The sequence below is a fragment of the Mesorhizobium hawassense genome (genome assembly GCF_003289945.1).
In the GTDB taxonomy this organism is placed as follows: domain Bacteria; phylum Pseudomonadota; class Alphaproteobacteria; order Rhizobiales; family Rhizobiaceae; genus Mesorhizobium; species Mesorhizobium hawassense.
In genome coordinates this window covers 367,331-391,026 of record NZ_QMBP01000004.1, presented here as the reverse complement: position 1 = coordinate 391,026, position 23,696 = coordinate 367,331, and the positions used below count along the sequence as shown (strand labels likewise).

The 23,696-nt window shown below is 62.3% G+C and carries 24 protein-coding genes and 1 pseudogene; 7 read left to right on the top strand and 18 right to left on the bottom strand.

The features are described from left to right. The 5 genes from DPM33_RS11925 to derI are packed head-to-tail and all read left to right on the top strand — an operon-like array spanning position 1 to position 4,696. A complete protein-coding gene (locus DPM33_RS11925) occupies positions 1–1,518 on the top strand; it encodes a glycerol-3-phosphate dehydrogenase (RefSeq protein ID WP_112097617.1) in 1,518 nt (505 codons plus the stop codon). After that, the gene (locus tag DPM33_RS11920) at positions 1,518–2,459 is read left to right on the top strand and encodes a sugar phosphate isomerase/epimerase family protein (RefSeq protein WP_112097616.1); all 942 of its coding nucleotides are present in this window, start codon (positions 1,518–1,520) and stop codon (positions 2,457–2,459) included. The genes DPM33_RS11925 and DPM33_RS11920 overlap by 1 nt, the downstream gene beginning before the upstream one ends. A 32-nt stretch (positions 2,460–2,491) precedes the next feature. Beyond that, entirely contained in the window at positions 2,492–3,454 is a 963-nt protein-coding gene (locus DPM33_RS11915; protein WP_112097615.1) for a sugar-binding transcriptional regulator, read from the top strand. A gap of 16 nt (positions 3,455–3,470) precedes the next feature. Continuing rightward, complete coding sequence (locus DPM33_RS11910) at positions 3,471–4,238, top strand: triose-phosphate isomerase (RefSeq protein WP_208648392.1); 768 nt, start codon at positions 3,471–3,473, stop codon at positions 4,236–4,238. A 2-nt stretch (positions 4,239–4,240) separates the two neighbouring features. Continuing rightward, the gene (gene derI, locus DPM33_RS11905) at positions 4,241–4,696 is read left to right on the top strand and encodes a D-erythrulose-4-phosphate isomerase (protein WP_112097613.1); all 456 of its coding nucleotides are present in this window, start codon (positions 4,241–4,243) and stop codon (positions 4,694–4,696) included. Positions 4,697–4,809: 113 nt separating this feature from the next. Here derI and ccoS read toward each other — a convergent pair whose 3' ends face one another. The 9 genes from ccoS to DPM33_RS11860 form a co-directional block, all read right to left on the bottom strand. Next, positions 4,810–4,980: a cbb3-type cytochrome oxidase assembly protein CcoS gene (gene ccoS, locus DPM33_RS11900; protein ID WP_112097612.1), complete on the bottom strand. Its 171-nt coding sequence runs from the start codon at positions 4,978–4,980 to the stop codon at positions 4,810–4,812. Continuing rightward, positions 4,977–7,259: a cation-translocating P-type ATPase gene (locus DPM33_RS11895; protein ID WP_112097611.1), complete on the bottom strand. Its 2,283-nt coding sequence runs from the start codon at positions 7,257–7,259 to the stop codon at positions 4,977–4,979. The genes ccoS and DPM33_RS11895 overlap by 4 nt, the downstream gene beginning before the upstream one ends. Then, positions 7,256–7,771 carry a FixH family protein gene (locus DPM33_RS11890; protein WP_112097610.1) on the bottom strand — a complete coding sequence of 172 codons (516 nt, stop codon included), beginning with the start codon at positions 7,769–7,771 and terminating at the stop codon, positions 7,256–7,258. The genes DPM33_RS11895 and DPM33_RS11890 overlap by 4 nt, the downstream gene beginning before the upstream one ends. Beyond that, entirely contained in the window at positions 7,768–9,327 is a 1,560-nt protein-coding gene (gene ccoG / locus DPM33_RS11885) for a cytochrome c oxidase accessory protein CcoG (protein ID WP_112097718.1), read from the bottom strand. Before ccoG ends, DPM33_RS11890 begins: the two co-directional genes overlap by 4 nt. Before the next feature lie 171 nt (positions 9,328–9,498). After that, complete coding sequence (gene ccoP, locus DPM33_RS11880; protein WP_112097609.1) at positions 9,499–10,362, bottom strand: cytochrome-c oxidase, cbb3-type subunit III; 864 nt, start codon at positions 10,360–10,362, stop codon at positions 9,499–9,501. Positions 10,363–10,364: 2 nt separating this feature from the next. Further along, the gene (locus DPM33_RS11875) at positions 10,365–10,514 is read right to left on the bottom strand and encodes a cbb3-type cytochrome c oxidase subunit 3 (protein WP_112097608.1); all 150 of its coding nucleotides are present in this window, start codon (positions 10,512–10,514) and stop codon (positions 10,365–10,367) included. 13 nt (positions 10,515–10,527) lie between these two features. Beyond that, entirely contained in the window at positions 10,528–11,259 is a 732-nt protein-coding gene (gene ccoO / locus DPM33_RS11870; RefSeq protein ID WP_112097607.1) for a cytochrome-c oxidase, cbb3-type subunit II, read from the bottom strand. Between the two features lie 10 nt (positions 11,260–11,269). Continuing rightward, the gene (gene ccoN, locus DPM33_RS11865; protein WP_112097606.1) at positions 11,270–12,880 is read right to left on the bottom strand and encodes a cytochrome-c oxidase, cbb3-type subunit I; all 1,611 of its coding nucleotides are present in this window, start codon (positions 12,878–12,880) and stop codon (positions 11,270–11,272) included. A 249-nt stretch (positions 12,881–13,129) separates the two neighbouring features. Beyond that, a complete protein-coding gene (locus DPM33_RS11860) occupies positions 13,130–13,843 on the bottom strand; it encodes a Crp/Fnr family transcriptional regulator (protein WP_112097605.1) in 714 nt (237 codons plus the stop codon). A gap of 105 nt (positions 13,844–13,948) precedes the next feature. Between DPM33_RS11860 and hemN the strand changes: the two genes are divergently transcribed. Further along, positions 13,949–15,328, top strand: coding sequence for an oxygen-independent coproporphyrinogen III oxidase (gene hemN, locus DPM33_RS11855; RefSeq protein ID WP_112097604.1), 1,380 nt, complete (start codon positions 13,949–13,951; stop codon positions 15,326–15,328). A 15-nt stretch (positions 15,329–15,343) separates the two neighbouring features. Here hemN and DPM33_RS11850 read toward each other — a convergent pair whose 3' ends face one another. The 6 genes and pseudogenes from DPM33_RS11850 to DPM33_RS11825 all read right to left on the bottom strand — a co-directional run bounded on the left by DPM33_RS11850 (position 15,344) and on the right by DPM33_RS11825 (position 20,449). Then, positions 15,344–15,775 carry a potassium channel family protein gene (locus DPM33_RS11850; protein ID WP_112097603.1) on the bottom strand — a complete coding sequence of 144 codons (432 nt, stop codon included), beginning with the start codon at positions 15,773–15,775 and terminating at the stop codon, positions 15,344–15,346. A 94-nt stretch (positions 15,776–15,869) separates the two neighbouring features. Beyond that, positions 15,870–16,202: a group III truncated hemoglobin gene (locus DPM33_RS11845; RefSeq protein ID WP_342634330.1), complete on the bottom strand. Its 333-nt coding sequence runs from the start codon at positions 16,200–16,202 to the stop codon at positions 15,870–15,872. A gap of 138 nt (positions 16,203–16,340) precedes the next feature. After that, on the bottom strand, positions 16,341–17,204 hold the full coding sequence (locus tag DPM33_RS11840) for an SUMF1/EgtB/PvdO family nonheme iron enzyme (RefSeq protein ID WP_112097601.1): 864 nt from the start codon (positions 17,202–17,204) through the stop codon (positions 16,341–16,343). 71 nt (positions 17,205–17,275) lie between these two features. Beyond that, positions 17,276–18,385: a copper-containing nitrite reductase gene (gene nirK / locus DPM33_RS11835; RefSeq protein WP_112097717.1), complete on the bottom strand. Its 1,110-nt coding sequence runs from the start codon at positions 18,383–18,385 to the stop codon at positions 17,276–17,278. Between the two features lie 257 nt (positions 18,386–18,642). Next, a complete protein-coding gene (locus tag DPM33_RS11830; protein ID WP_112097600.1) occupies positions 18,643–19,089 on the bottom strand; it encodes a pseudoazurin in 447 nt (148 codons plus the stop codon). 161 nt (positions 19,090–19,250) lie between these two features. Then, a pseudogene (locus DPM33_RS11825) lies at positions 19,251–20,449 on the bottom strand (NnrS family protein). Between the two features lie 204 nt (positions 20,450–20,653). Here DPM33_RS11825 and DPM33_RS11820 point away from each other — a divergent pair. Further along, positions 20,654–21,358, top strand: coding sequence for a Crp/Fnr family transcriptional regulator (locus DPM33_RS11820; RefSeq protein ID WP_112097599.1), 705 nt, complete (start codon positions 20,654–20,656; stop codon positions 21,356–21,358). 6 nt (positions 21,359–21,364) lie between these two features. Here DPM33_RS11820 and DPM33_RS11815 read toward each other — a convergent pair whose 3' ends face one another. From DPM33_RS11815 to adh, 3 genes are all read right to left on the bottom strand, one after another. After that, positions 21,365–21,571: a DUF1858 domain-containing protein gene (locus DPM33_RS11815; protein ID WP_112097598.1), complete on the bottom strand. Its 207-nt coding sequence runs from the start codon at positions 21,569–21,571 to the stop codon at positions 21,365–21,367. A 98-nt stretch (positions 21,572–21,669) separates the two neighbouring features. Next, positions 21,670–22,014, bottom strand: a complete 345-nt coding sequence (locus DPM33_RS11810; RefSeq protein WP_112097597.1) for a DUF779 domain-containing protein — start codon at positions 22,012–22,014, stop codon at positions 21,670–21,672. Between the two features lie 66 nt (positions 22,015–22,080). After that, positions 22,081–23,598, bottom strand: coding sequence for an aldehyde dehydrogenase (gene adh, locus DPM33_RS11805; protein WP_112097596.1), 1,518 nt, complete (start codon positions 23,596–23,598; stop codon positions 22,081–22,083). Positions 23,599–23,696: the final 98 nt, after the last annotated feature.

Below are 23,696 nucleotides of genomic sequence, written 5' to 3'. Positions count from 1 at the left end.
ATGGGGCTTGAGCCGAAAACGGTCGACCTCTTCGTCATCGGCGGCGGCATCAACGGAGCCGGTATCGCGCGGGACGCGGCAGGTCGCGGCCTGTCGGTCGTGCTGTGCGAAAAGGACGACCTCGCCGAGGGCACGTCCTCGCGTTCCGGCAAGCTGGTGCATGGCGGCCTGCGCTATCTCGAATATTACGAGTTCCGGCTGGTGCGCGAGGCGTTGATCGAGCGCGAGGTCCTGCTCAAGGCAGCCCCCCATATCATCTGGCCGATGCGCTTCGTGCTGCCGCACAGCCCGCAGGACCGGCCGGCCTGGCTGGTGCGGCTCGGCCTCTTCCTCTACGACCATCTGGGAGGCCGAAAGAGGCTGCCGGGCACGCGCACGCTCGACCTCGAGCACGATCCGGAAGGAACGCCGTTGCTCGACCAGTATACGCGCGGCTTCGAATATTCCGACTGCTGGGTGGACGATGCGCGGTTGGTGGTGCTCAACGCTCTCGGCGCCGCCGAGCGCGGGGCCGAGGTGTTGACCCGCTCGCCCGCCGTCTCCGCCCGCCGCGAGAATGGCGCCTGGACGGTGACGACGAGAAACGCGATGACCGGGGAAACGCGCGTCTTTCGCGCCCGCTGCCTCGTCAATGCCGCCGGTCCTTGGGTTTCGGACGTCATCGGCCGTGTCGCGGGATCGAACTCGTCGCGCAATGTGCGCCTGGTCAAAGGCAGCCACATCATCGTGCCGAAGTTCTGGCAAGGCGCCAATGCCTACCTGGTGCAGAACCACGACAAACGCGTCATCTTCATCAATCCCTATGAAGGCGACATGGCGCTGATCGGAACCACCGACATCGCCTATGACGGCCGCGCCGAGGACGTCAGGGCCGACGAGGCCGAGATCGATTATCTGCTTGCCGCGGTGAACCGCTACTTCAAGGAAAAGCTGCGGCGCCAGGACGTGCTCTACGCCTTCTCCGGCGTGCGGCCGCTGTTCGACGACGGCAAGGGCAATCCGTCCGCGGTGACGCGCGACTATGTCTTCGACCTCGACGAGAGCGGCGGCGCGCCGCTGCTCAACGTCTTCGGCGGCAAGATCACCACTTTCCGCGAATTGGCCGAACGCGGCATGCACCGGCTGAAGCATGTTTTCCCGCGGATGGGCGAGGACTGGACCGAAACCACGCCGCTGCCTGGCGGCGAAATCCCCGATGCCGACTACGAGACTTTCGCCAACGGCCTGCGCGAAGCCTATCCGTGGATGCCGCGCGATCTCGTGCATCACTACGGACGGCTCTACGGCGCGCGCACCAGGGACCTCGTGAAGGACGCGGCTGGCCTCGACGGCCTTGGCCGGCATCACGGCGGCCTGCTCTACGAGGCAGAGGTACGCTATCTCGTCGCCCGGGAATGGGCGCGCACGCCCGACGACATCCTGCTTCGGCGCACCAAGCACCATTTGCATCTCACCGCGGCGGAACGGGACGCCTTCGCCATGTGGTTCGACGCCGAGCGCCTTGCCGAGGCCGCGTGATGGCGCTGACGCTTTCCCTGAACACCAATCCGCTGGTCAACCGCTTCGCCGATCCGGACGACCTGGTCGAGACCGTCGCGCGCGACCTCAGGCTGCGCGACCTGCAACTGACGCATGAGTTCATCAATCCGAGCTGGCCGGCGCCGGTGATCCGGCGCCTGACCCGGCAGATGATCGCGGCCCTGCGGCGCACCGGCGTGCGCGTCACGAGCGGCATGACCGGCCCCTATGGCCGGCTCAACCATTTCGGCCATCCCGACGGCGATGTGCGGCGCTACTACGTCGACTGGTTCAAGACCTTCGCCGACATCACCGCCGAGCTCGGCGGTGTTTCAGTCGGCACCCAGTTCGCCATCTTCACCTACAAGGATTATGACGATCCGGCCCGGCGCGAGGACCTGATCCGGATCGCCGTCGATTGCTGGGCGGAGGTGGCCGAACACGCCAAGGCGGCGGGGTTGCGTTACGTTTTCTGGGAGCCGATGAGCATCGGGCGCGAGTTCGGCCACACGATCGCCGAATGCCTGAAGCTGCAGGACAGGCTGACCAAAGCCGAAATGTCGGTGCCGATGTGGATGATGGCCGACATCGACCATGGCGACGTGACCAGCGCCAATCCGGACGACTACGATCCCTATGCCTGGGCCCGCGCGGTGCCGAAGCTGTCGCCGATCATCCATATCAAGCAAAGTCTCATGGACAAGGGCGGGCATCGTCCGTTCACCGCGGCGTTCAACGCCAGGGGCCGCATCCATCCCGAGCCGCTGCTGAAGGCCTTCGCCGAAGGTGGCGCCGTCGACAACGAGATCTGCCTGGAGCTGAGTTTCAAGGAACGGGAGCCTGACGATCGGCAGGTCGTCGCGCAGATCGCCGAGAGCATAGCCTTCTGGGCTCCCCATATCGACACGGGCGTGCAAAGCCTGAATATCCGGGCCGGCTGAGAATGGCCCGAACCCGCGATCAAGGACAGCAGATGCCGAAACGCCCAGGTCGACTGGACCCTGAAGGGTCGCTCGCGATCCGTGCCGCCTGGCTGCACTATGCCGGCGGGCTTACCCAGGCCGAGGTGGCGAAGCGACTGGGGCTACCGTCGGTCAAGGCGCATCGCCTGATCGCCCGGGCCGTCGCCGACGGCGCGGTCAAAGTCTCGATCGACGGCGAGGTCGTCGAGTGCGCATTGCTGGAGAACCAGCTCTGCGATCTCTTCGGGCTGGACTTCTGCGAGGTCGCGCCGGATCTGGGCGAGGACAGCCTGCCATTGCGGGCGCTGGGAATCGCCGGCGCCGGCTTCCTGCGTCGCGAGATGGAACGCGGCGAGGACAGGGTCATCGGCATCGGCCATGGCCGCACGCTCGCCGCCGCGGTGCATCAGTTGCCGCGCTTCGAGGCTGCCGGCGTCCGCTTCGTCTCGCTGCTCGGAGGCCTGACGCGCAACTATGCCGCCAATCCGCACGACGTCATGCACCGACTTGCCGAAAAGACCGGCGCGCAAGCCTATGTCATGCCGGTACCCTTTTTTGCCAATTCCGCGGAAGACCGCGAAGTGCTCCTGGCGCAGCGCGGCGTGCGGGAAATCTTCGAGATGTCGAACCGAGCGACGCTGAAATTCGTCGGCATCGGCACGGCGGATGCGGGCGCCCAGCTCGTGGCGACCGGCATGATCGAGCCGCGCGAGATTGGCGAGATCACTGCCGTCGGCGGCGTCGGCGAAATGCTCGGCCACTTCTTCGACGCGCGCGGCCGGGTGCTGGAAACGACGCTGACCGCCCGCACGCTCGCGGTCGATCTGGACGGGCCGGCGGATAGCCGCATCATCGCGATCGCCGGTGGTCCGACAAAGGTAGAGGCCGTCCGCGCGGTGCTCAAAAGCGCGCGGTTGAAGGGTCTCATCACCGACGAGTCGACTGCCAGGGCTCTCGTGAACGAAACGGAATGACCATCGCATGACACAGCTGCCTCAAGTCTGGATCGGCACGAGCTGGAAGATGAACAAGACGCTGGCTGAGGCGCGCGCCTTCGCCGGCAGGCTGCTTGCCGACCCGGAGGGAGATCCGCGCATCCAGCGCTTCGTCATCCCGCCCTTCACCGCCGCGCGCGAGGTCAAGGCGATGCTTGAGGGCACGTCCGTCAAGGTCGGCGCCCAGAACATGCATTGGGCCGACGAAGGCGCATGGACCGGCGAGATTTCGCCGGTGATGCTGAAGGATTGCAATCTCGATATCGTCGAGCTCGGCCATTCCGAACGCCGCGAGCATTTCGGCGAGACGGACGAGACGGTAGGCCTCAAGACCGAAGCCGCGGTTCGCCATGGCCTCATTCCGCTGATCTGCATCGGCGAGACGCTGGCAGAACGCGAGGCGGGGCGTGCCAGCGAGGTTCTCGACCGGCAGGTGCGCGGCGCTTTGTCGAAGCTTTCCGCAGCACAGAAGCATGCTCCGATCGTGTTCGCCTACGAGCCGGTCTGGGCAATCGGGGTCAACGGCATTCCGGCGAGCTCGGATTACGCCGACGCCCGCCAGGCGGAGATCATCGCGACCGCTCAGCACGCTCTCGGGCGCCGGGTCCCTTGCCTCTATGGCGGCTCGGTCAACCCGGACAATTGCGCCGAACTCATCGCCTGCCCGCATATCGACGGGTTGTTCATCGGACGCTCCGCATGGGCCGCCGAGGGCTATCTCGACATCCTGTCTAGATGCGCCGCAACATTCCAGAGGAGTTGACCATGAGACTTGCAGTGGCTGGCGACAGCGCCGGCGAAGGCCTGGCGAAAATTCTCGCCGATCACCTGAAGGACAGGCACGACGTCTCGGAGGTGTCGCGCACCGAAGCCGGCCCCGACCCGTTCTACGCCAACCTGTCCGACCGCGTGGCGAGCGATCTGCTGGCCGGCAAATATGACCGCGCCATCCTGATCTGCGGCACGGGCATCGGCGTCTGCATCTCGGCCAACAAGGTGCCGGGCATTCGCGCCGCGCTCACTCACGACACCTATTCCGCCGAGCGCGCCGCGCTGTCGAACAACGCCCAGATCATCACCATGGGCGCGCGCGTAATCGGGCCTGAACTGGCGAAGTCGATCGCCGATGCCTTCCTCAAGGAGACGTTCGATCCCCAGGGGCGCTCGGCCGGCAATGTCGCCGCCATCGACCAGGTCGACGCCAAGTACAACGCTCGCTGAAACTTCGAGCGGCTTTGGCTTGGTCGGCATTGCAAGAAGAGCGTTTCCTGGCAATCGCGAAACGCTCTAAAGCGCGTCCGACCGCGGCAAGCGCCACAGCGCTTTGATTTGCATCACTTTGGCCGCGAGACTTCGTCGGTGCTCTCATCGGGCTCGATTAGTATCCGCTCCGCGGCTCCATCGAGATCCTCGTACTGACCGCTGCGCAGGGCCCACAGGAAGCCGGACAAACCAAGCGCTCCCAGGAACAGGGCCACGGGAATGAGATAGGCGAGCGTGGTCATGGGTGGGCCGCTTCGATGATGTCGGTGCGGCGTCGGGTCGGAGCCGCTCGAGGTGCCACTTTCGCCGTTGCCTGAAGCCGCATCGCATTTGCGATCACGATCAGGGAAGAGGCGCTCATCGCGATCGCCGCGATGAGCGGCGTGACATATCCCAGAATGGCGATCGGAACGGCAAAGGCGTTGTACACGATCGCAATGGTTATGTTCTCGCGAATGAGCCGCCCGGCCTTTCGCGAGACATCCATCGCCAGGGGGACCGCAAGGAGACTTTCGCGCAGGAAGACGAAATCCGCCGCCTGGCGGCCAATGTCTGCCGCGGTTGCGGGAGCCATCGAAACATATGCTGCCCGCAATGCCGGTGTGTCGTTGAGACCGTCGCCGACCATCAGCACCTTATGTCCGGCGCGGGTCAGCGACTCGATCCATTCCACCTTCCCGGAGGGCAATAGAGCCGGCACGAAACTGTCGGTTCCCAACGATTTGGCAACCTCGCTGCAGGCCTTCGCGGTGTCTCCGGACAAGATATCGACCGACACCCCAGCGTTCTTCAACTGCTGGATCGTTGCCTTGGCGTCTTGCCGAAGCGCATCCTCGAATGCGAAGCACGCGACGATGTTTCCATTCTTGGAGAGCACGGTGCCGCCATAGCCACCGAGTTTGCCTTCGCCGCCGGTGCGCGCCTTCCAGCCTGCCCATCCTCGCCTTCCAAGGCGCCACGTATTCCCCTCCGTTATCGCTTCCACGCCGAAGCCCGGGTGCTCGCTGACGGATTCGACATCGGGTTGGCCGGAATATCCCGCATAGCTGGCGATGGCCCTGGAGAACGGGTGGTGGGAATGAGCCGCCATGTCTGCCGCGACCGCAAGCATGGTCGGATCGATCGAGGGAGCATTCACCAGTTTTGGTCGCCCGAGCGTCAGCGTTCCAGTCTTGTCGAAGACCGCCGTGTCGATAGCGGCAAGCCGCTCCATCGCCGATCCGTCCTTGACCATGACGCCGGCCTCGAAAAGGCGTCTGGCCGCTACGACCTGGACGATCGGCACCGCAAGGCCGAGCGCGCAGGGGCAGGTGATGATCAGCACGGCAATGGCGATCGTCATCGCGCGATGCCAATCGCCGGAAGCGACCCAGCCGAGGAATGTCAAAAGGGCCGCCAGATGAACGACGGGGGCGTACAGGGCCGATACGCGATCGGCGATGCGCCGGTAGCGCGATCGACCGCCTTCGGCGGCCTCCATCAGCCGGACCATCTCCGCCAGGAAGGAGTCCTTCGCCGCCGCGGTCGCCTGCATCGTCAGCGGACCCGTCAGGTTGAGCGTGCCGGCCTGCACATGGGCGCCGGCACCGACGGCCTTTGGCGCGCTCTCGCCTGAGACGATCGAGAAATCGAGGTCGGAGTTTCCGCTGAGTATGTCGCCGTCGACCGGTATGCGTTCTCCAGCCGCGATGAGCAGGCGCAGTCCGGGCACGAGTTCGGCGACGGGCACGTATTCGCGCTTGCCGTCATCCCTCAATACAAGCGAACCCCGCGACGCGAGCCTCGAGAGGCCATTGACAGCCGTTCGCGCCCGCTCCCGCATGACATGGTCGAGCGTGCGGCCGATCAGCAGGAAAAAAAGCAGCGAAACCGAGGCGTCGAAATAGGCGTGTTCGCCATGGTTGATGGTCTCGTAAAGGCTCATCGCGTAGGCGAGCGACACACCCACCACGATCGGCACGTCCATGTTCATTCGGCCGTGACGCAACGCGTTCGCGGCAGAGCGGAAGTAGATGCCGCCGGCGAAGGCGAGCGCGGGGATGGCGATCAACGCCGACAGCCAATGAAACAGGTCCCGCGTCGCGCCTTCGGCACCGGACCAGACCGACACCGAGAGCAGCATGATATTGCCGGCCGCGAAGCCGGCGACGGCGACGGCCCGGATCAATTCCGACAGGGCTCTGTCCTTTTCCTGGATTTCCTGGTCGAACAGGTGTGCCTGATAGCCCAGCCTTGAAAGCACTGCGAAAAAAGGCGGGACCTGTTCCCCGCGCCAGCGAACCGATACTCGCTTGGTCGAGAGATTGACGCGGGCGGAATCTATGTTTTCGATCTTCGCCAGCGCAGCCTCGATCGCCTGGATGCAGCCGGCGCAATGAACCGAGGGAACCGACAGATCCGTCTGGCGACAGCCCCCGTCGAGCGCGCGGCTGGCCAGTCTTATTTCGTCGCTGGACGGCACAGCGGATGCCGCGTCGACGACCTCCAGAGCCATTTCGGCCCCCGGCGCGCAACAGCTCATTGCAGGGCTCCGTTCGAGATCATGACACGGCGGACATCGCGGAACGGAGAGGCAAGGCCGGCGTCGGCATCGATCTCGACGATCCAGACGCCATCCTTTGGCGTGTGCCGCACGGCGAACTCTGCTGCGTTGCCCGACGTGGCGCCGGCCGGCGCGGCGAGTGTCAGAGTTTCATCTTCGGCCTCGTAGGCGGGGTGCCGGAACAATATTCTGACGCCCTGCAGCGGCAGCGTTTTGCCATGCGCATCGATAAGGCTATAGCGGACTTCTCCCGAGGCGACGGTAAGCTTGCCTGTCCAGCCCAAGGCCGCCTGCGCCCTTCCTTTCCGCGCCTCCTCATTGAACTGTTGGCTCGCCACATAGGTGTTCTCGACAACGAGGCCGGTCCAGCTCGTTCTGGCGAGCGTGGCCATGGTGAGGTTGACCCCGATCACCACTGCAAAAAAACCGACGATCACGATCAACATGTGCCAGCCGGTGAACTCGCGCGCCTTTTTTAAATCGGTGTTCATTTGCCCTTCTCCGGCGCATTGAAACTGGCGGTGTATTCGGCGGATTCGGAACTCGCTGTATCCTTGATGCGAAATTCAAAGCTCTGCGCCGGCTCCTTGACCTGGTCCGCCGGCTGGCGAACGAAGACCTTCAGCACCTTCAGCCGGTCTGGTTCGGCGGCAATGGAGAATGACCGGCTCGGGGGCTGGTCGATACCGACGATGCTCATCTCGCTGCCGTCGAGACCCTGCAGCGTGACTTCGATCGTGCGTGGTTCCGGTATCATATTGAGCAGCTTGACGGTGTAGCCGTTGCGGATCGAGCCGTCCGAAAGCGTCACGAACTGAGGATTGCGGTCATGCAGGACATTCAGTTCCAGCCGCTCGCGCGTCAGCAGCGAATAGACGAGGGCCAGCCCGATCGCCGACCATGCACCGAGATAGATGTAGGTGCGCAACCGGAAGATCTTGCCCAGGTGGAAATGCGCCAGGCCGTCGACGAAGGCGCCGCCCGGCGTTCTTACGAGCGCCGGGCTGACAGGGCCGGTGCCGCCGGCGGTCGCCACCGCCATGTTGGCGTTGTAGTCCGCCAGCGTCGCGTAGGAGATCAGCCCGCGCTCACGTCCCAGCTTGTCCATGACACCATCGCAGGCGTCGATGCAGAGCGCGCAGGTGATGCATTCGAGCTGCTGTCCGTCGCGGATATCGATCCCCATCGGACAGACGGCAACGCAAGCGTTGCAATCGACGCAATCGCCGGCCGGCAAACCGGCGGCAAGAGCCTTCTTGGCATGGCGCGAACGCGGCTCGCCGCGCCAGTCGTTATAGGTCACCGTCAGCGAATTTTCGTCGAGCATCGCGGCCTGAATACGCGGCCAGGGGCACATATAGGTGCAGACCTGTTCGCGCATCAGTCCGCCGAACACATAGGTCGTGCCGGTCAGGACGGCGATCGTGACATAGGCGACGGGCGCCGCCGTGCCGGTGACGACTTCGCCAAGCAGCTTCGGCGCGTCGGCGAAGTAGAAAATCCAGGCGCCGCCCGTGGCAGCCGCGATGACGAGCCAGATGGCATGCTTGGACGCGCGCAGGAAGAGCTTGCGTGCGCTCCAGGGGGCGGTTTCCAGCTTGATGCGGGCGTTGCGATCGCCCTCGATCGCGCGTTCGACGACCAGGAACAGGTCCACCCAGACGGTTTGCGGGCAGGCGTAGCCGCACCAGGCCCGTCCGACCGTCGACGTGATCAGGAAAAGACCGACGCCCGCCATCATGAGGAGACCGGCGACGTAGTAGAACTCCTGCGGCCAGATCTCGATGAAGAAGAAATAGAAACGACGATTGGCCAGGTCGATGAGCACGGCCTGATCGGGCGCAAACGGTCCGCGATCCCAGCGTAGCCATGGCGTCAGATAATAGATGCCGAGCGTGATCGCCATCACCAGCCATTTGAACTGGCGGAAACGGCCGGAGGCGCGCTTCGGGAAGATCTTCTTGCGCGCAGCGTAAAGCGGCTGTCGCGTCTTTGCGGAATTGACCGCTTCGGCCTCGAGCCGTTCTACCTGCGTCTGATCGAGCACGACGATCTCCAATCGCGGCGAAATGATGCCGCTTCTGTCCGGCAGTCTTGCAGTCGCTCACGCCGTGTGGCGTTGACGCAGGTCAAATTGAACGATCAAAATAAGTCGAGGCCCGGTCCAGACCGGGCCTCGTCGCTTGACGGTTGAGGGCAAAGAACAGGCCCCCGCGTCCTATTCTCCACCGCCAAGCGAATGGACGTAGACGGCGAGCTCCTTGACCGTCGTCTCGCCGAGCCGGCCGACCCAGGCGGGCATCACGCCGTTCTTCGGAGTGTGTACCTGCAAGGCAATGGCAGCTTCGCCCGAGCCATGGAGCCAGATCGCATCGGTCAGGTCTGGAGCTCCGAGTTCCCTGTTGCCCTTTGCGTTCTCACCATGGCAGGCCACGCAATTGTCTGCGAAAACCTTGGCGCCGGGCTCGATCAGGCTCTTGTCGAGCACCGGTCCTGAAAGGCTGGCCACGTAGGCGCTGACTTGGGCGATCTGTTCCGGCTTGAGCACATCGACAAAGGCTGGCATCTCCGACTGGCGGGTATCGGCGTCCGCTGCGAACCGGATGCCGTGGGTGATGGTCTGCTGGATCTGCTCCGCCTTGCCACCCCAAAGCCAATCGTCGTCGTTGAGGTTCGGAAAGTCTGTCGACCCTTGGGCACCGGATCCATGACACTGCACGCAGTTGACCTTGAATGCGGCACCGCCCGCCGCCACGGCGAACTCGCGCAAGGCGTCGTCCGCTGCGATCTCCGAAACAGTCTTGGATTGTATTGCCGCCACATACTTGGCCTTGGCGGTTTCGGCCGCAGCCATCTCGTTCTTGACGTCGTTGCGGCTGGAAAAGCCCAGAACGCCCTTGGTGGCGGAACTCAGCATTGGCCACGCGGGATAGGCAATCGTGTAGGCAATCGCCCAGGCTATGGTGATGTAGAAGGTTATAACCCACCAGCGCGGCAAAGGATTGTTCAGTTCCCTGATCCCGTCCCACTCATGGCCAGTGGTCGCGACGCCCGAGATTTCGTCGATATGCTCGTTGCTCATGATCAATCGTCCTGGAGAGGGATCTGTGCGGCGTGGTCGGCATGTGCCTTGCCACCCGGACGGAGCGCGAAGGCGATGCAGCCGACAAAGAACAGGGCCATGGCAAGCAGGCCCCAACTGTCGGCAAACTCCCGCATCAAGTTGTAGTCCATCGGTTGTTTCTCCTCAGCGATAGCCGGCGGCTTCGTCGTAGTTCTTGAAATCGACCAGGGTGCCGAGCATCTGCAGGTAGGCCACCAGGGCATCCATCTCGGTGACCTGCTGGGGATTGCCGTCGAAATCACCGACCTTGGCCTTCGGATAGCGCGCCTCGAGGCCCGACGTGTCGGCATTGGGGTCGGCCTGCGCCATCAGATCGGCGTTGGCGTGGGCGATCATGTCGTCGGAGTAGGGCACTCCAACGCGCCTGTTCGCGACCAGATGCGTCGAGAAATTCTTCACCTCGATCGGTGTGTCCTTAAGGAAGGCATAGCTCGGCATGATCGACTCCGGCACGACGGAACGCGGGTCGATGAGATGCTGGACGTGCCAGCTGTTGGAGTAGCGATCGCCGACGCGTGCGAGATCGGGTCCGGTCCGCTTGGATCCCCATTGGAACGGGTGGTCGTACATCGACTCCGCAGCCAGGCTGTAGTGACCGTAGCGTTCCACCTCGTCGCGGAACGGCCTGATCATCTGGCTGTGGCAGAGATAGCATCCCTCCCGCACGTAGATGTTGCGACCGGCGAGTTCGAGCGGCGAGTAAGGCCGCATGCCTTCGACCTTCTCGATCGTGTTGTCGAGATAGAAGAGCGGCGCGATCTCGACGATGCCGCCGACTGTCACGACCAGCAGGGATCCGACGAGAAGAAGGGTCGCGTTCTTCTCGATCAGAGCGTGTTTGTCCATCAGGCCCATGTCTGGCTCCTCATTCGGCAGGCTGGATAGCGGGCGCGGAGCCCGGCAGAGGTTGTTCCTCGCGCTGGTAACCGCGGATGGTCATGGTGATGTTCCAGGCCATGATCAGGGCGCCGGCGAGATACATGGCGCCACCCGCGGCGCGCATGATGTAGTAGGGATGCATGGCGGCGACGGTTTCAGCAAAGGAATAGACCAGGAAGCCCTGTTCGTCGTACTCGCGCCACATCAGGCCCTGCATGATGCCGGAAACCCACATGACCGCCGCGTAGACGACGATGCCGAGCGTGGCCAGCCAGAAGTGCCACGTCACGAGTCGGGTCGAGTAGAGCCGCGGACGGTTCCATAGTTTCGGCACCATGTAGTAGATCGCGCCGAACGAGATCAGGCCGACCCAGCCGAGCGCGCCGGAATGGACGTGGCCGATTGTCCAGTCGGTGTAGTGGGACAGCGAGTTGACGGTCTTGATCGACATCATCGGACCTTCGAAGGTCGACATGCCGTAGAAGGCGATGGCCGCGACCATCATGCGGACAATCGGGTCCGTGCGGATCTTGTCCCAAGCCCCGGAGAGGGTCATGAGGCCGTTGATCATGCCGCCCCAGGAAGGCATCCACAGCATGATCGAGAACACCATGCCCAGTGTCTGTGCCCAATCGGGCAGGGCGGTGTAGTGGAGGTGATGGGGACCCGCCCAGATGTACAGGAAGATCAGTGCCCAGAAGTGGATGATCGAAAGGCGGTAGGAATAAACCGGTCGGTTCACCTGCTTTGGCACGAAGTAATACATCATGCCCAGGAAACCGGCGGTGAGGAAGAAGCCGACCGCGTTGTGGCCGTACCACCATTGCGTGAGCGCGTCCTGGACGCCGGAGAAGGCTGAGTAGCTCTTCGACCCAAGGAACGATGCCGGCATCGACAGATTGTTGACGACGTGCAGCATCGCGATGGTGACGATGAAGGAGAGGTAGAACCAGTTGGCGACGTAGATATGCGGTTCCTTGCGCTTCAGGATCGTGCCGAGGAAGAGCAGCAGATACGCAACCCAGACGATCGTCAGCCAGATGTCGACATACCATTCCGGCTCGGCATATTCGCGGCTCTCGGTGATTCCGAGCAGATAGCCCGTCGCGGCCATGACGATGAAAAGCTGATAACCCCAGAACACGAACCAGGCGAGATTGCCGCCGAACAGCCGCGCCCGGCAGGTGCGCTGGACGACGTAAAGCGAGGTGCAAAGCAGCGCGTTGCCACCAAAGGCAAAGACGACACCGGAGGTGTGCAGCGGGCGCAGGCGGCCGAAGTTGAACCAGGGCTGGATGTTGAGGTCGGGGAAAGCGAGCTGAAGCGCGATAATCACGCCCACCAGCATGCCGACGACGCCCCAGAACATGGTCGCGATGGCGCCGTAACGCACCGGGCCGTCCATATAGGCCTCAGGGTCGACCAGCGGCGCCGGCTTGAAGTCCGAATTGCGCATCAGGATCGCCGTGAAGCCGGCGACGACGAAGAACAGAACCCACATATGCTGGCGAAAGGGCTCGTCCGCGCCGAATCCGGCAGCCACAACGGCACCAAAAGCAAAAAGGCTTAGAAGGACGATCTCCGTGCCATATTTCATTGCAAGTCCCCGATCTCGTCTCGAAAGGTTCGGCGGAATTCCCGCTCGCGGCACCATTTCGGGATTTTCGATTCCGGAGCCTTGATCCAAGTCAAACGCGAACCGCTTTTTGTTTGGGTGTGCCCGTGCCGACTGCCAGAACGCTCCGGACGCGAAGCGACCTGCCAAAAGGGCGCCGACGAAGCGAGCTGCAAAAAGGCCTTGGTGAAAGGCAAACCATGCCGAGCTTTGGCAAAGCCAGACCGCGGTTCAGTCGCCGCAGCGTTGCTCGAGCTGAGAAATGCTCGGGAGGCTGATCTGCCGCTTGTTTGCGATGCGGATCGCGCCGTCGGATCGCAGCCGGGAGAGTTCCCTGCTTACCGTCTCGATCGTCAGTCCGAGAAAATCGGCGATGTCGGCGCGAGTCAGCGGCAGATCGAAGCTTGTCGAGTTTCCTGGATGTCCTGAGGCCGCGATGTTTCTTGCGACCATGAGAAGGAAGCTTGCGATCTTCTCGGACGCCGTCTTGCGCCCCAGCGCAGCCATCCAGTCGCGTGCGTCGTCGAGCTCGCCCAACGCATGTCTTAGCAACTGACGTCCAAGTTCGGGCGTCTCATCGATCATTCGATCGATGACCGTCCTCGGAAACGAGCACAGGGCCACATTCGTCAAGGCCTCGGTCTTGATTGGTCTTTTTGCCTCGAATGGCCTGCCCAGAAAATCGGGTGCGAAATAAAACCCGACAATTTGCTGGCGACCATCCGACAGGTTCCTTGTGAGCTTGACCACGCCGGACAACAGGCTCGAGTAGGTTCCATCGTTGGGCAGTTCCGTTCCTGCCAAAATCTCGTGCCTGGACGAGGCTTTCGCCAACTCGACCAGCTGGCGGGCCTTGAGCGCGCCACATAGTCCGCCCTGGCGCGTTTCGCAGGATTTGCAAATCGCGAGAACGTCAGCTTGTTGAACGTCATGTCTGGCGGTCATTGCCACGCCCGTGGTGGATAGGGATGACAGTCTGCGCAGTCGCGACCGGCGCCGCCTTGATCGAGATCAAGGTTTTGCCGGCGTCGTTCAGGCAGTTTGACCGCCATGTCTTCTCCCGCCATTCCCCTCTCTTCCACTCGCCTCAACCCGATCGCGGGGCTTGGCGACAATGTACCGCGTTACACGAGTTATCCGACGGCCCCGCACTTTCATCCGGGCGTCGACGCGGTGATTGTCCAGGGATGGATGGCTGCGCTTGAAGGCGATGACGAGATATCACTGTATCTGCATATCCCCTATTGCGACCGGTTGTGCTGGTTCTGTGCCTGCCATACCAAGCAGACACGCCACTATGAGCCGGTGGCCACCTTTCTGCGCTCGCTCCACAAGGAAATCGAAACGGTTGGTGGACTTGTAAGCGGCAGGGGCAGGGTCCGAGCCGTTCATTTCGGCGGCGGCTCCCCGACGATGCTGAAGCCCGACGACATACTTATGCTGGGGAAGGCGTTGCGGAAGCGGTTCGACTTCCTCGACGATGCCAGTCTGAGCGTCGAGATCGATCCGAACGACATGGACGAGGGCCGGCTCGATGCCTTCGCGGCCATCGGCATGACGCGAGCAAGCCTTGGTGTCCAGGACTTCGATCCCAAGGTGCAGAAGGCGATCAATCGCGAGCAGAGTTTCGCGCTGACCAAGAGCATAGTCGATGCGGTGCGCGCGCGCGGCGTTTCTTCTGTCAATCTGGACCTGCTCTATGGGCTCCCGCATCAGACCTGCGAGAGCGTTGCGGCGACCGTCGCTCAAGCGCTAACGCTGACGCCAGACCGGTTGGCCTTGTTCGGCTACGCCCATGTGCCATGGTTCAAGAAACACCAGACGATGATCGACGAAGCCTGGCTGCCGGATTCCACCGCGCGCCTGGCGCAGTCGCAGCGTGCCGCTCGACTGATCGTCGATGCCGGCTACGAGGCCTTGGGACTGGATCATTTCGCAAAACCGCGGGATGCGCTGGCGGTTGCCGCGCGTGCCGGCAAGATTCGTCGCAATTTCCAGGGCTATACCGAGGACCAGTGCGAGACCCTGATCGGTCTTGGCCCCTCCTCGATCAGTCGGTTTCGCCAAGGCTATGCACAAAACATCGTGGCGACCGGTGAGTACGAAAAGGTCGTGGATTCCGGACAACTGGCGATAGCGCGAGGCGTCGAGTTCAGTCTGGATGACCTGGCACGGGGCTGGGTCATCGAGCGTCTGATGTGCAACTTCACCTTCTCAGCGGTAGACCTTGTCGAACGCTTTGGAGCGGTCGGCCAAACGCTGCTCTGTGAAGCGAGCCGCCTGGCCATCAGCGGCGCCGGCCAGTTTCTTCGGCTCGACGGTGAAAACTTCATCGTGCCGGAGGAAAGCCGTCCTCTCATCAGGACGGTGGCGGCCAAGTTTGACAAATATCTGGACAATGGAACCGGCAGACACTCGTTGGCGGTTTGAGCTCGGAGCCGCGGATCAGAAGTGCTCGCCGACCCTGAAGGGACCGACACGGGTGCCGGCCGCGATCAGATAGGCGGTCGACCAGCCGATCAACAGAAAGCCATTGATGCCCTCCAGGGCCGCCAGCACGCGCCAGCCGTGGGCCGGCACGACATCTCCGTAGCCGACTGTCGAGAAGGTTATCGTCGAGAAGTAAAGCGCCGTCTCGAAGTCGCTCAAGATTCCGAGCAATCGGTACACGCCAGCCCATAGCCAGACTTCCGCGGTCATGACGGCAAAAAGGCCCATCACTACCGTGATCATGGCCAGCACCCGGCTGCGCCGGCCGTGCATGCGAAAGAGCGCCACGAGCCGCGCCATGGCATGAGTGATCGCAATAAGGCCGAAAGTGTGGATCACAACCGTCAAGCTTATGACGATCGTACCGATGCAAAGATTGAGGATCATCGGAGGAAGACTAGCGGCTCCGGCTGCCACCGCATTTGCTCTGGATCAAAACGGCAACCGGCTCTGCCATTCCATCGTGCCGGCGAGACCGTATCTACTCTACGGTTGCGCTGGCGGCGGAGCGGAGACGAAAGAACATCGCGAGCTTCAGGCTTGTTGCTATCCGTTCGGCCCGCTCGATGAATACCGCGGCGATCTCGTCAATGAAGAGCTCGGACGCCGTTTCACCGAAGAGAGCCAGCCAGATATCGAAGTCGGACTCGGTGACGTCGTTGAGCTTCATGTGAGCCGGCACCGGCCGGCCATGATAGTCGCCGCTCTTCAATATGACGGAGCACCAAAAGTCCGTCATCTTCTCCAGGTGAGGTTCCCAGTCACCAACGATTTCGCGGGCGAAAATGGGGCCGAGGCGCTTGTCCGTTCTCACCCTGGAATAGAATTTGCGGACCAGTGCCCCTATCGATGCGCGATCGACGCCAGAACGGACCAGGGGCTGTTCGGCAGCAGGCCGAACTCTATCAGGCAAGACTGACTTCGAGGTCATTCATAGTCCTTGTTCAAGCAATCAGGTCAGGCCAAGGCGGCGGAGGGCAGCCCGCAGGAAGCTGCGGTCATGGACCAGGCGAAACCCGAGATTGTCCGGCGGGGTGCCGACCGCGCAGCCGCCGCTTTTGCCGTCGCGGATGAAGTTCGACATGTAAGTGCGATGGAAGCCCTCCACAACATGCACGCCGCAATTGCTGACCGAGCTGGCAACGGCACCGCCGGACATCGTCGCATGGACATAGCAGGTAGACGTCCATTCCCAGACATTGCCGGCTACATCCGCCACACCCTTCGAGTTGGCTCCAAATGCGCCGAGGGGCCGAGGCTCAGGATCTGCTTTGCGGCCGAGCGCGGACTCGTTGCGATAGAGAGTAAGCCATCGCCTCGCCGGATCCGCAGGGTCGCCGTCGCCCGCTTCAATGTCTGCCCGAAATCGTTCGGCTGCGACGTAGGCCCATTCGATGTCGGTCGGTAGGCGCCAGGTTTCACCCGTCTTGGCCGATAGCCAATTCGCGTAAGCCTGCGCATCGAGAAAGCTGACGCCCGTCGCCGGAACGTTGCCGGCAAGGCGCGAGTCCGCAGGCTTGCAGGCGCCATCCGAAACGCAACGGTCATAATCCGATGCGGTCACCTGGAACTTCATGATCTCCAGCGGCTTGTCGATGATCTCCTTCGCCACCGGTGCCGGCGCGGGATGGTTGTCCTTGAGGAATTCGCCAGGCCGCGGGTGCTCGAATGACCCGGGCGCCAGGGTCACCAGTTCAGCCAAGGCCATCGGGACCCGGGATCGCGAGAGCGTCCCATCGATCGCGTGGTTGACGCCGAGCCCGATGAGGGCGGCGGCCGCGATCGTTCCAAACGTGAAGACAGGATCGAAGGACATGCCCAAAAACTCCGCCTAGTGATGCAACCCGCCGGCGGTGCCGGCGGGTTGCGGGCGATCAGCCTTTCCGCCTATGAGGCGACCGCCTTGGGAGCTTCGACCTGCATCATCAGATCGTCGTCCCATTTTCCCTCGACCGTGAAGTGCGCGGTCGCGCCGAGCTCGACTGCCTCGATCAAATTGTGATTGACGTACGCATAGACGCCGGGCTGCAGGAACGTGTAGAGCGCCGCGCCCGCCGAACCGCCGCGAATGAACCAGGTCTCGAGATCCTTGGCCGGAGGATTGGCAAACTTGCCCTGTTCCCAGACGAAGTCGCCATGGCCGCCGATCAGGTGCGGACGTGTATCGCGGTTGGCCTGAGAATGGACGATGAGAACTGTCTCGCCGACCTTCGCTTTCATGGCGTTCTCGCCTGTCAGCGATCCTGCCTTGCCGTTGAACACGACATGCGTCGGGATCAGGCCGCGCATCACCTTCACGGTGTCGTCGTAATTGTCGCCGGCCGAGTCGTACTTCTTGAATTTTCCCTGCTCGTCGCGCGGGATGTAGAAGTCGTTCTCGCCGATATAGTAGATGCGATCATAGCGGACGGGCTTGCCCTTGTCGTCCTTCAGGCCGTCGCGCGGCAGGATCATAACCGCTCCGCTCATGCCGGACACGACATGCCACGGGATCATCGCGCCGCCAGGCGCGCAATGGTAGACGAACGTGCCGGTCCGTGTCGCCTTGAAGCGCAGCGTGACCTGCTCGCCCGGGTTGATCAGCGTCAGGGCACCGCCGCCGAGTCCGCCGGTCGCCGCGTGGAAGTCGATATTATGGGCGAGCGTATTGGTATCGGGATTGATCAGGGTGAGCTCGAGATAGTCGCCTTCATGCACGATCATGAGCGGGCCCGGAATGGAGCCGTTGTAGGTCATGGCGTTGAGCTGCGTGCCGTCGGTGTCGATGACCAGAGGCTTCTCTTCGATCTTCATCGTGAACTCGACGACCTTGGGGCCGCCCTTGGCCACTTGGTCGTGGGGGTGCACGAAAGGCGGCGCGACCAGGGTCACCTTCTCTCGCGGCAGTCCGGCGACATTCTGTGCCTTGGCGCCCGCCATGGCCGGCGCTGCGCCGACGACAGCGACGGCGGCCGCGGTGAGAACAGAACCCAACAAAGCTTCGCGTCTCGTAAGCATTTCCATCTCCTCAACTTCACCATTTTGATGAATTCAGCATAGTGTCTTTGCTCGGCGCTTCTTTGCGTTTGCGCAAACCTCAGTAAAATTAATCTTGATTTTTGGATGGTTGGCGAAAACAACTCGCAACACGACGACCGTAGTTGCGGAAGGCGTCAAAACGCCAAATAAAAATGGCCGGATCAGACCTCTCCCCAAGTCTGTCCGGCCAGTGCTTCCGGCTCGCCATTGCCGGAAGCGGTCTCAAATACCGTGGATCAGTTCGAAGCTGATTTGGTCGCTTCGGCAAACAGCTCGGCAAAGACGGGCTTTGCCTTGCCGATCTGCTTGACGGCTTCCGCCGCATCCAGATTGACGGGCTTGCCGACGACGATCAGCGCCACCATGCCCATGCCGTAGTGGGGAGCGCACTTCACGCCATAGACGCCCTCCTTGGTCAGGGTGACCGTAATCTCCTCGCTCGGCTTGCCCTTGAAGGGCTCGGCGCCGTCCGGGATCATTCCCTTGATGATTTCGGCATTGTGGGTCTTGTCGGTCGGCACGAACTTAATGGTGTCGCCGGGCGCCGCCCGAACGAAATCGGGCTGGAAGACCATCGAGCCCTTCTCACCCTTGTTCAGCATCTGCACGACATGTTCTTCGGCGTTTGCCGCACCCGCGATGGAGAGCAAGGCGATCGCCGCGGCAATCAGGGGCAGTTTCATTGTAGAGTTCCTTTCTTTGTTTCACCACGGCGTCTACCGTTGGGTCCCTGTAGACCACCGGAACCCTTGGCGATTTGCGCTGGCGCAAATTGCTCGACGAAAATGATCGGCATGGATTAGGTGAGCAATTTGGCGATGCCGGAACTGTCGCCAGCCGGCTTTCAAGAGGCGCTCTTGGGGCGCGCCTGCAGGCGCGGCCGTACGAGCATTCCGCCATAGAGCACCGCGTAGCCGATGAAGGCGGCAATCCAGAAGGCCGCCGAGACGTGGAGGAGAATTGCCGCGTCAGGTAGGATCGCCGCCGCCACGCGCAGAATGGCGGCAATGATGATCGCGACGAAGACCACGGATGTTCCCCAGTTTGCGCTCAGCTCGCGGCCTGTATGGCCGAGCGAAGCGCGGGTCATGACGGCAAGCGTCATGCCCGCGACCGCTCCGACCGCCAGCGCATGAATGCCGGCAACCGCCGGTATCCTCTCCGGATCGAAAATGGCCAGCCCGGCAAGCAATAGCCCGATCGGCACAAAAGCGAACGCGACGTGCAGGATTAGAACCAGAGGGTCGGACAGCGTCCGGTAGCCTGCCCATCGGGCCATCCTGACGGCATTGCGAGCGCGCCGGCAACCAGCAATGAACCGGTTGCAATGCCGTTGGGAAAGAAGCTCCAAGCGGCTAGCCCGACCCCGGACAACGCGATCGTCCCGACATCGAATCCGCCGAATGGCACGGGAAGCCGTCCGGGCTTCTCGCGGGCCAGCCAATTGCGGGTGAAGCTCGGAATGATGCGCCCGCCGATAATCATGATGAGGACCACGATTGCCCCAAGACCGAGACGGCGGCTTGCATCGGAGACGCCCTGGTAGTGTGCCTCGGCATGAAACAAGACATTCGCCGCGAAAAGCACAGCGACCGGCAGAAGCACCTTGAGGTTTCGCCAGTTCCGACCGGCGACGATTTCCGTTGCCGCGGCAGCGATCACGGCGAGAAGAAAGGAGCAGTCTATCACCGCACTCAAGAGCCAGCCAATCTCCGCCGATAAGAACACTGCCACCCGGCCGGCGATCCAGAGCAGCACCAGCACCAGCAAGCGAAAATCCTGCACGGGAAGACGCCCGGTCCAATTCGGAATCGCGGTGAGCAGGAAGCCTGTCACTGCCGCTGTCAGATAGCCAAAAAGCAACTCGTGGATATGCCAGTCCACCGGCAGGAACAGGCTAAGGGTTTCCATCCTGCCGTAGTAGAGGGGCAGCCACATAAGGATCGCAGTGGCGGCCTGTAGCGATGCGAGCAGAAAGAAGGGTCGGAAGCCGTAGGAGAGTATCGCCGGATAGGCGCTCGGCCGCGTCCGCGGAATTGCCATGACATGCCTCATTGGAACCGAGCAAAGGTGCCCACGCGGCTCTTCTATCCGGGCTTCAGGGAATGGAATTTGCCCTAGCGCAAACAACAGAGTGATTGGCAGGCGGCAGCGGCAGAAGGCTTCCCTTGTCGATGGGCGGTCGTCCGTGACACAGTCTGGTCAGGGGCCAGCGCGTCGCGCCGTTGAAGCTGGGAGGAAAGGCATTTGGCAAGCCTTGATCGATCACTGATTGCCGGGCTGTCCGTCTTCGAGGGAATCGCTGCCGCGGACCTCGATCGCATAATTGGGCAAGCGAGGTCCATCCGGGTCGCCAGGGACCAGCGGGTGTTCGAGCAGGAGCAGGAGGCGCATTCGTTCTTCCTGCTGCTCGACGGCCATGTGCGCGTGGTGAAATCGACTCCGGATGGGCACGAGGTGACGGTGCGATACATTAGCCCGGGCGAGCTGCTGGGAATCGCCAGCGCGCTGGGCAGGACGACCTATCCGGCGAATGCCATCGCGGCTGCCGATTGCGTGGTGCTCGCCTGGCCAAGCCAATTGTGGCTCACTTTCTCGGCGAGCTTTCCGAGCTTCAGCGCCAATACCTACAAGGCCGTGGGAAGCAGGCTGCAGGATGCCCACTCACGCGTTGTCGAGATGTCCACCGAACAGGTGGAGCAGCGTGTCGCGCATGCGCTGCTCAAGTTGATCAAACAGTCGGGAAAGAAGACCGAGGAAGGGATCCTGATCGACTTTCCGATTTCACGCCAGGATGTCGCGGAAATGACCGGCACCACGCTTCATACGGCAAGCCGGCTGCTTTCAGCCTGGGAAGACCAAGGGTTGGTCAAAGGCGGGCGCCAGAAGATAGTCGTGGTCGAGCCCCATCGGCTCCTTGTCATTGCTGAAGGCCGCACTTCGAAAAGCTGATTCACGTCACCCGTCGTCGATCGCGGCTTGAAGATCGCTGAGAAGCTGATCCTCATCGAGGTCGTGCTCGCGTGCCGCGTCGGCGACGGTGTGAAAGGAAGCGATCGGGCAACCGACGCACAGCATGCGATGCTTGAGGACGACGCGAATTGCCGCCGGCGTCGCGCGCATGAAGTCGTCCATGGTCGTATCGTCGTTCAATTTGCGTTTCATGCCACTTGTCCGCATTGGAGGCGGGCATGTTGCACTGGATTTCCAGGGTGCTCGTTGTGCTGAGACAAAGAGCAAGCAGCCGATGCTGTTCCTCGCATTCAAACGGTACAGATGATCGACCGTGTCAGGAACCGCTTCTCCCGGCCATTGTCGAGCGAGAACATGCCGCCACGGCCGGGCACCACGTCAATGATGAGATCGGTGTGCTTCCAGGCCTCATATTGCGGTGCGCTAATGTAGACCGGCGTATCGCCGATCTCGCCGAGCTTGACGTCATTGTCGCCGACCATGAACTCGCCACGCGGATAGCACATCGGCGAGGATCCATCGCAGCAGCCGCCAGACTGATGAAAGAGCACGGGCCCGTGATCGGCGATGATCTCTGCCAGCAGCTCCTCCGCCTCTGGCGTTGCAGACACTTTGCCCGATGAGGACCGATCCATAGCCTCCTCCATGAAATCCACGGGAGGACACGGCGAACCGCGTCCTCCCGCCCTGTCCTGGGAGAATCAGAAGAATCCGAGCTTCTTCGGGCTGTAGCTGACCAGCATGTTCTTGGTCTGCTGGTAGTGGTCGAGCATCATCTTGTGCGTCTCACGGCCGATGCCGGACTGTTTGTAGCCACCGAAAGCGGCGTGTGCCGGATAGGCGTGGTAGCAGTTGGTCCAGACGCGACCGGCCTGGATCGCGCGGCCGAAGCGGTAGGCACGATTGCCATCGCGTGTCCAGATGCCGGCGCCGAGACCGTAGAGCGTGTCGTTGGCAATGCTGAGCGCGTCGTCATCGTCCTTGAAGGTCGTGACCGAAACCACCGGTCCGAAGATCTCCTCCTGGAAAATGCGCATCTTGTTGTGGCCCTTGAACACCGTCGGCTTGACGTAGTAGCCACCCGCCAGATCACCAGGCAGGTGGTTCTGCTCGCCGCCGGTCAGCACTTCCGCGCCTTCCTGCCGGCCGATGTCGAAGTAAGACAGGATCTTCTCCAGTTGCTCGCTCGACGCCTGCGCTCCGATCATCGTTGCCGGGTCGAGCGGATCTCCTTGCACGATCGCCTCCACACGCTTGAGGGCACGTTCCATGAAGGTATCGTAGATCGATTCATGGATGAGCGCGCGGCTCGGGCAGGTGCAGACCTCACCCTGGTTCAGCGCGAACATGACGAAACCTTCGATCGCCTTGTCGAAGAAGTCGTCGTCTTCGGCGACAACGTCCTTGAAGAAGATGTTGGGCGACTTGCCGCCGAGTTCCAGCGTGACGGGGATCAGATTCTGGCTGGCATATTGCATGATGAGCCGGCCCGTCGTGGTCTCGCCGGTAAAGGCGATCTTGGCAATGCGCGGCGAGGAAGCGAGGGGCTTGCCGGCTTCGAGGCCAAAGCCGTTGACGATGTTGAGCACGCCTGGCGGCAAAAGATCGCCGATAAGATCGGCCCAGAGCAAGATGGCAGCCGGCGTCTGCTCGGCCGGCTTCAGCACCACGCAGTTTCCGGCCGCAAGCGCGGGAGCAAGCTTCCAACACGCCATCAGGAGCGGGAAGTTCCACGGGATGATCTGGCCAACAACGCCGAGCGGCTCATGGAAGTGATAGGCGACGGTATCGTCGTCGATCTGGGAAAGGCTGCCTTCCTGGCCACGCAACGCGCCGGCGAAATAGCGAAAATGGTCGATGGCCAAGGGCAGATCGGCGGCGGTCGTTTCGCGGATCGGCTTGCCGTTGTCCCAGGTTTCGGCGCGGGCAAGGAGATCGAGATTTTCCTCCATGCGGTCGGCGATGCGGTTGAGGATCAGCGACCGCTCGGCCACGCTGGTGCGCGCCCAGGCGTCCTTCGCGGCATGCGCCGCGTCCAGGGCTGCCTCGATGTCGTGGGCATCCGAACGCGCGACCTCGCATAGCAGCTGACCGTTCACCGGCGAGCGGTTCTCGAAGTAGCGGCCGGAACGCGGCTCGGTCCATTTGCCGCCGATGAAGTTGCCGTAACGCTTGTCGAAGGGCGCCTTGATCGAGCGTGAGAATTCAACCTTGTTCATGTGTCTTCCTCCCAAAGATGACGTCGCGGGATGCGACGCTTCGGAAGATAGGTTTGCGATTTCCGCCGCTTTTGTCACCAGGTCGAATGCAGCGAGTG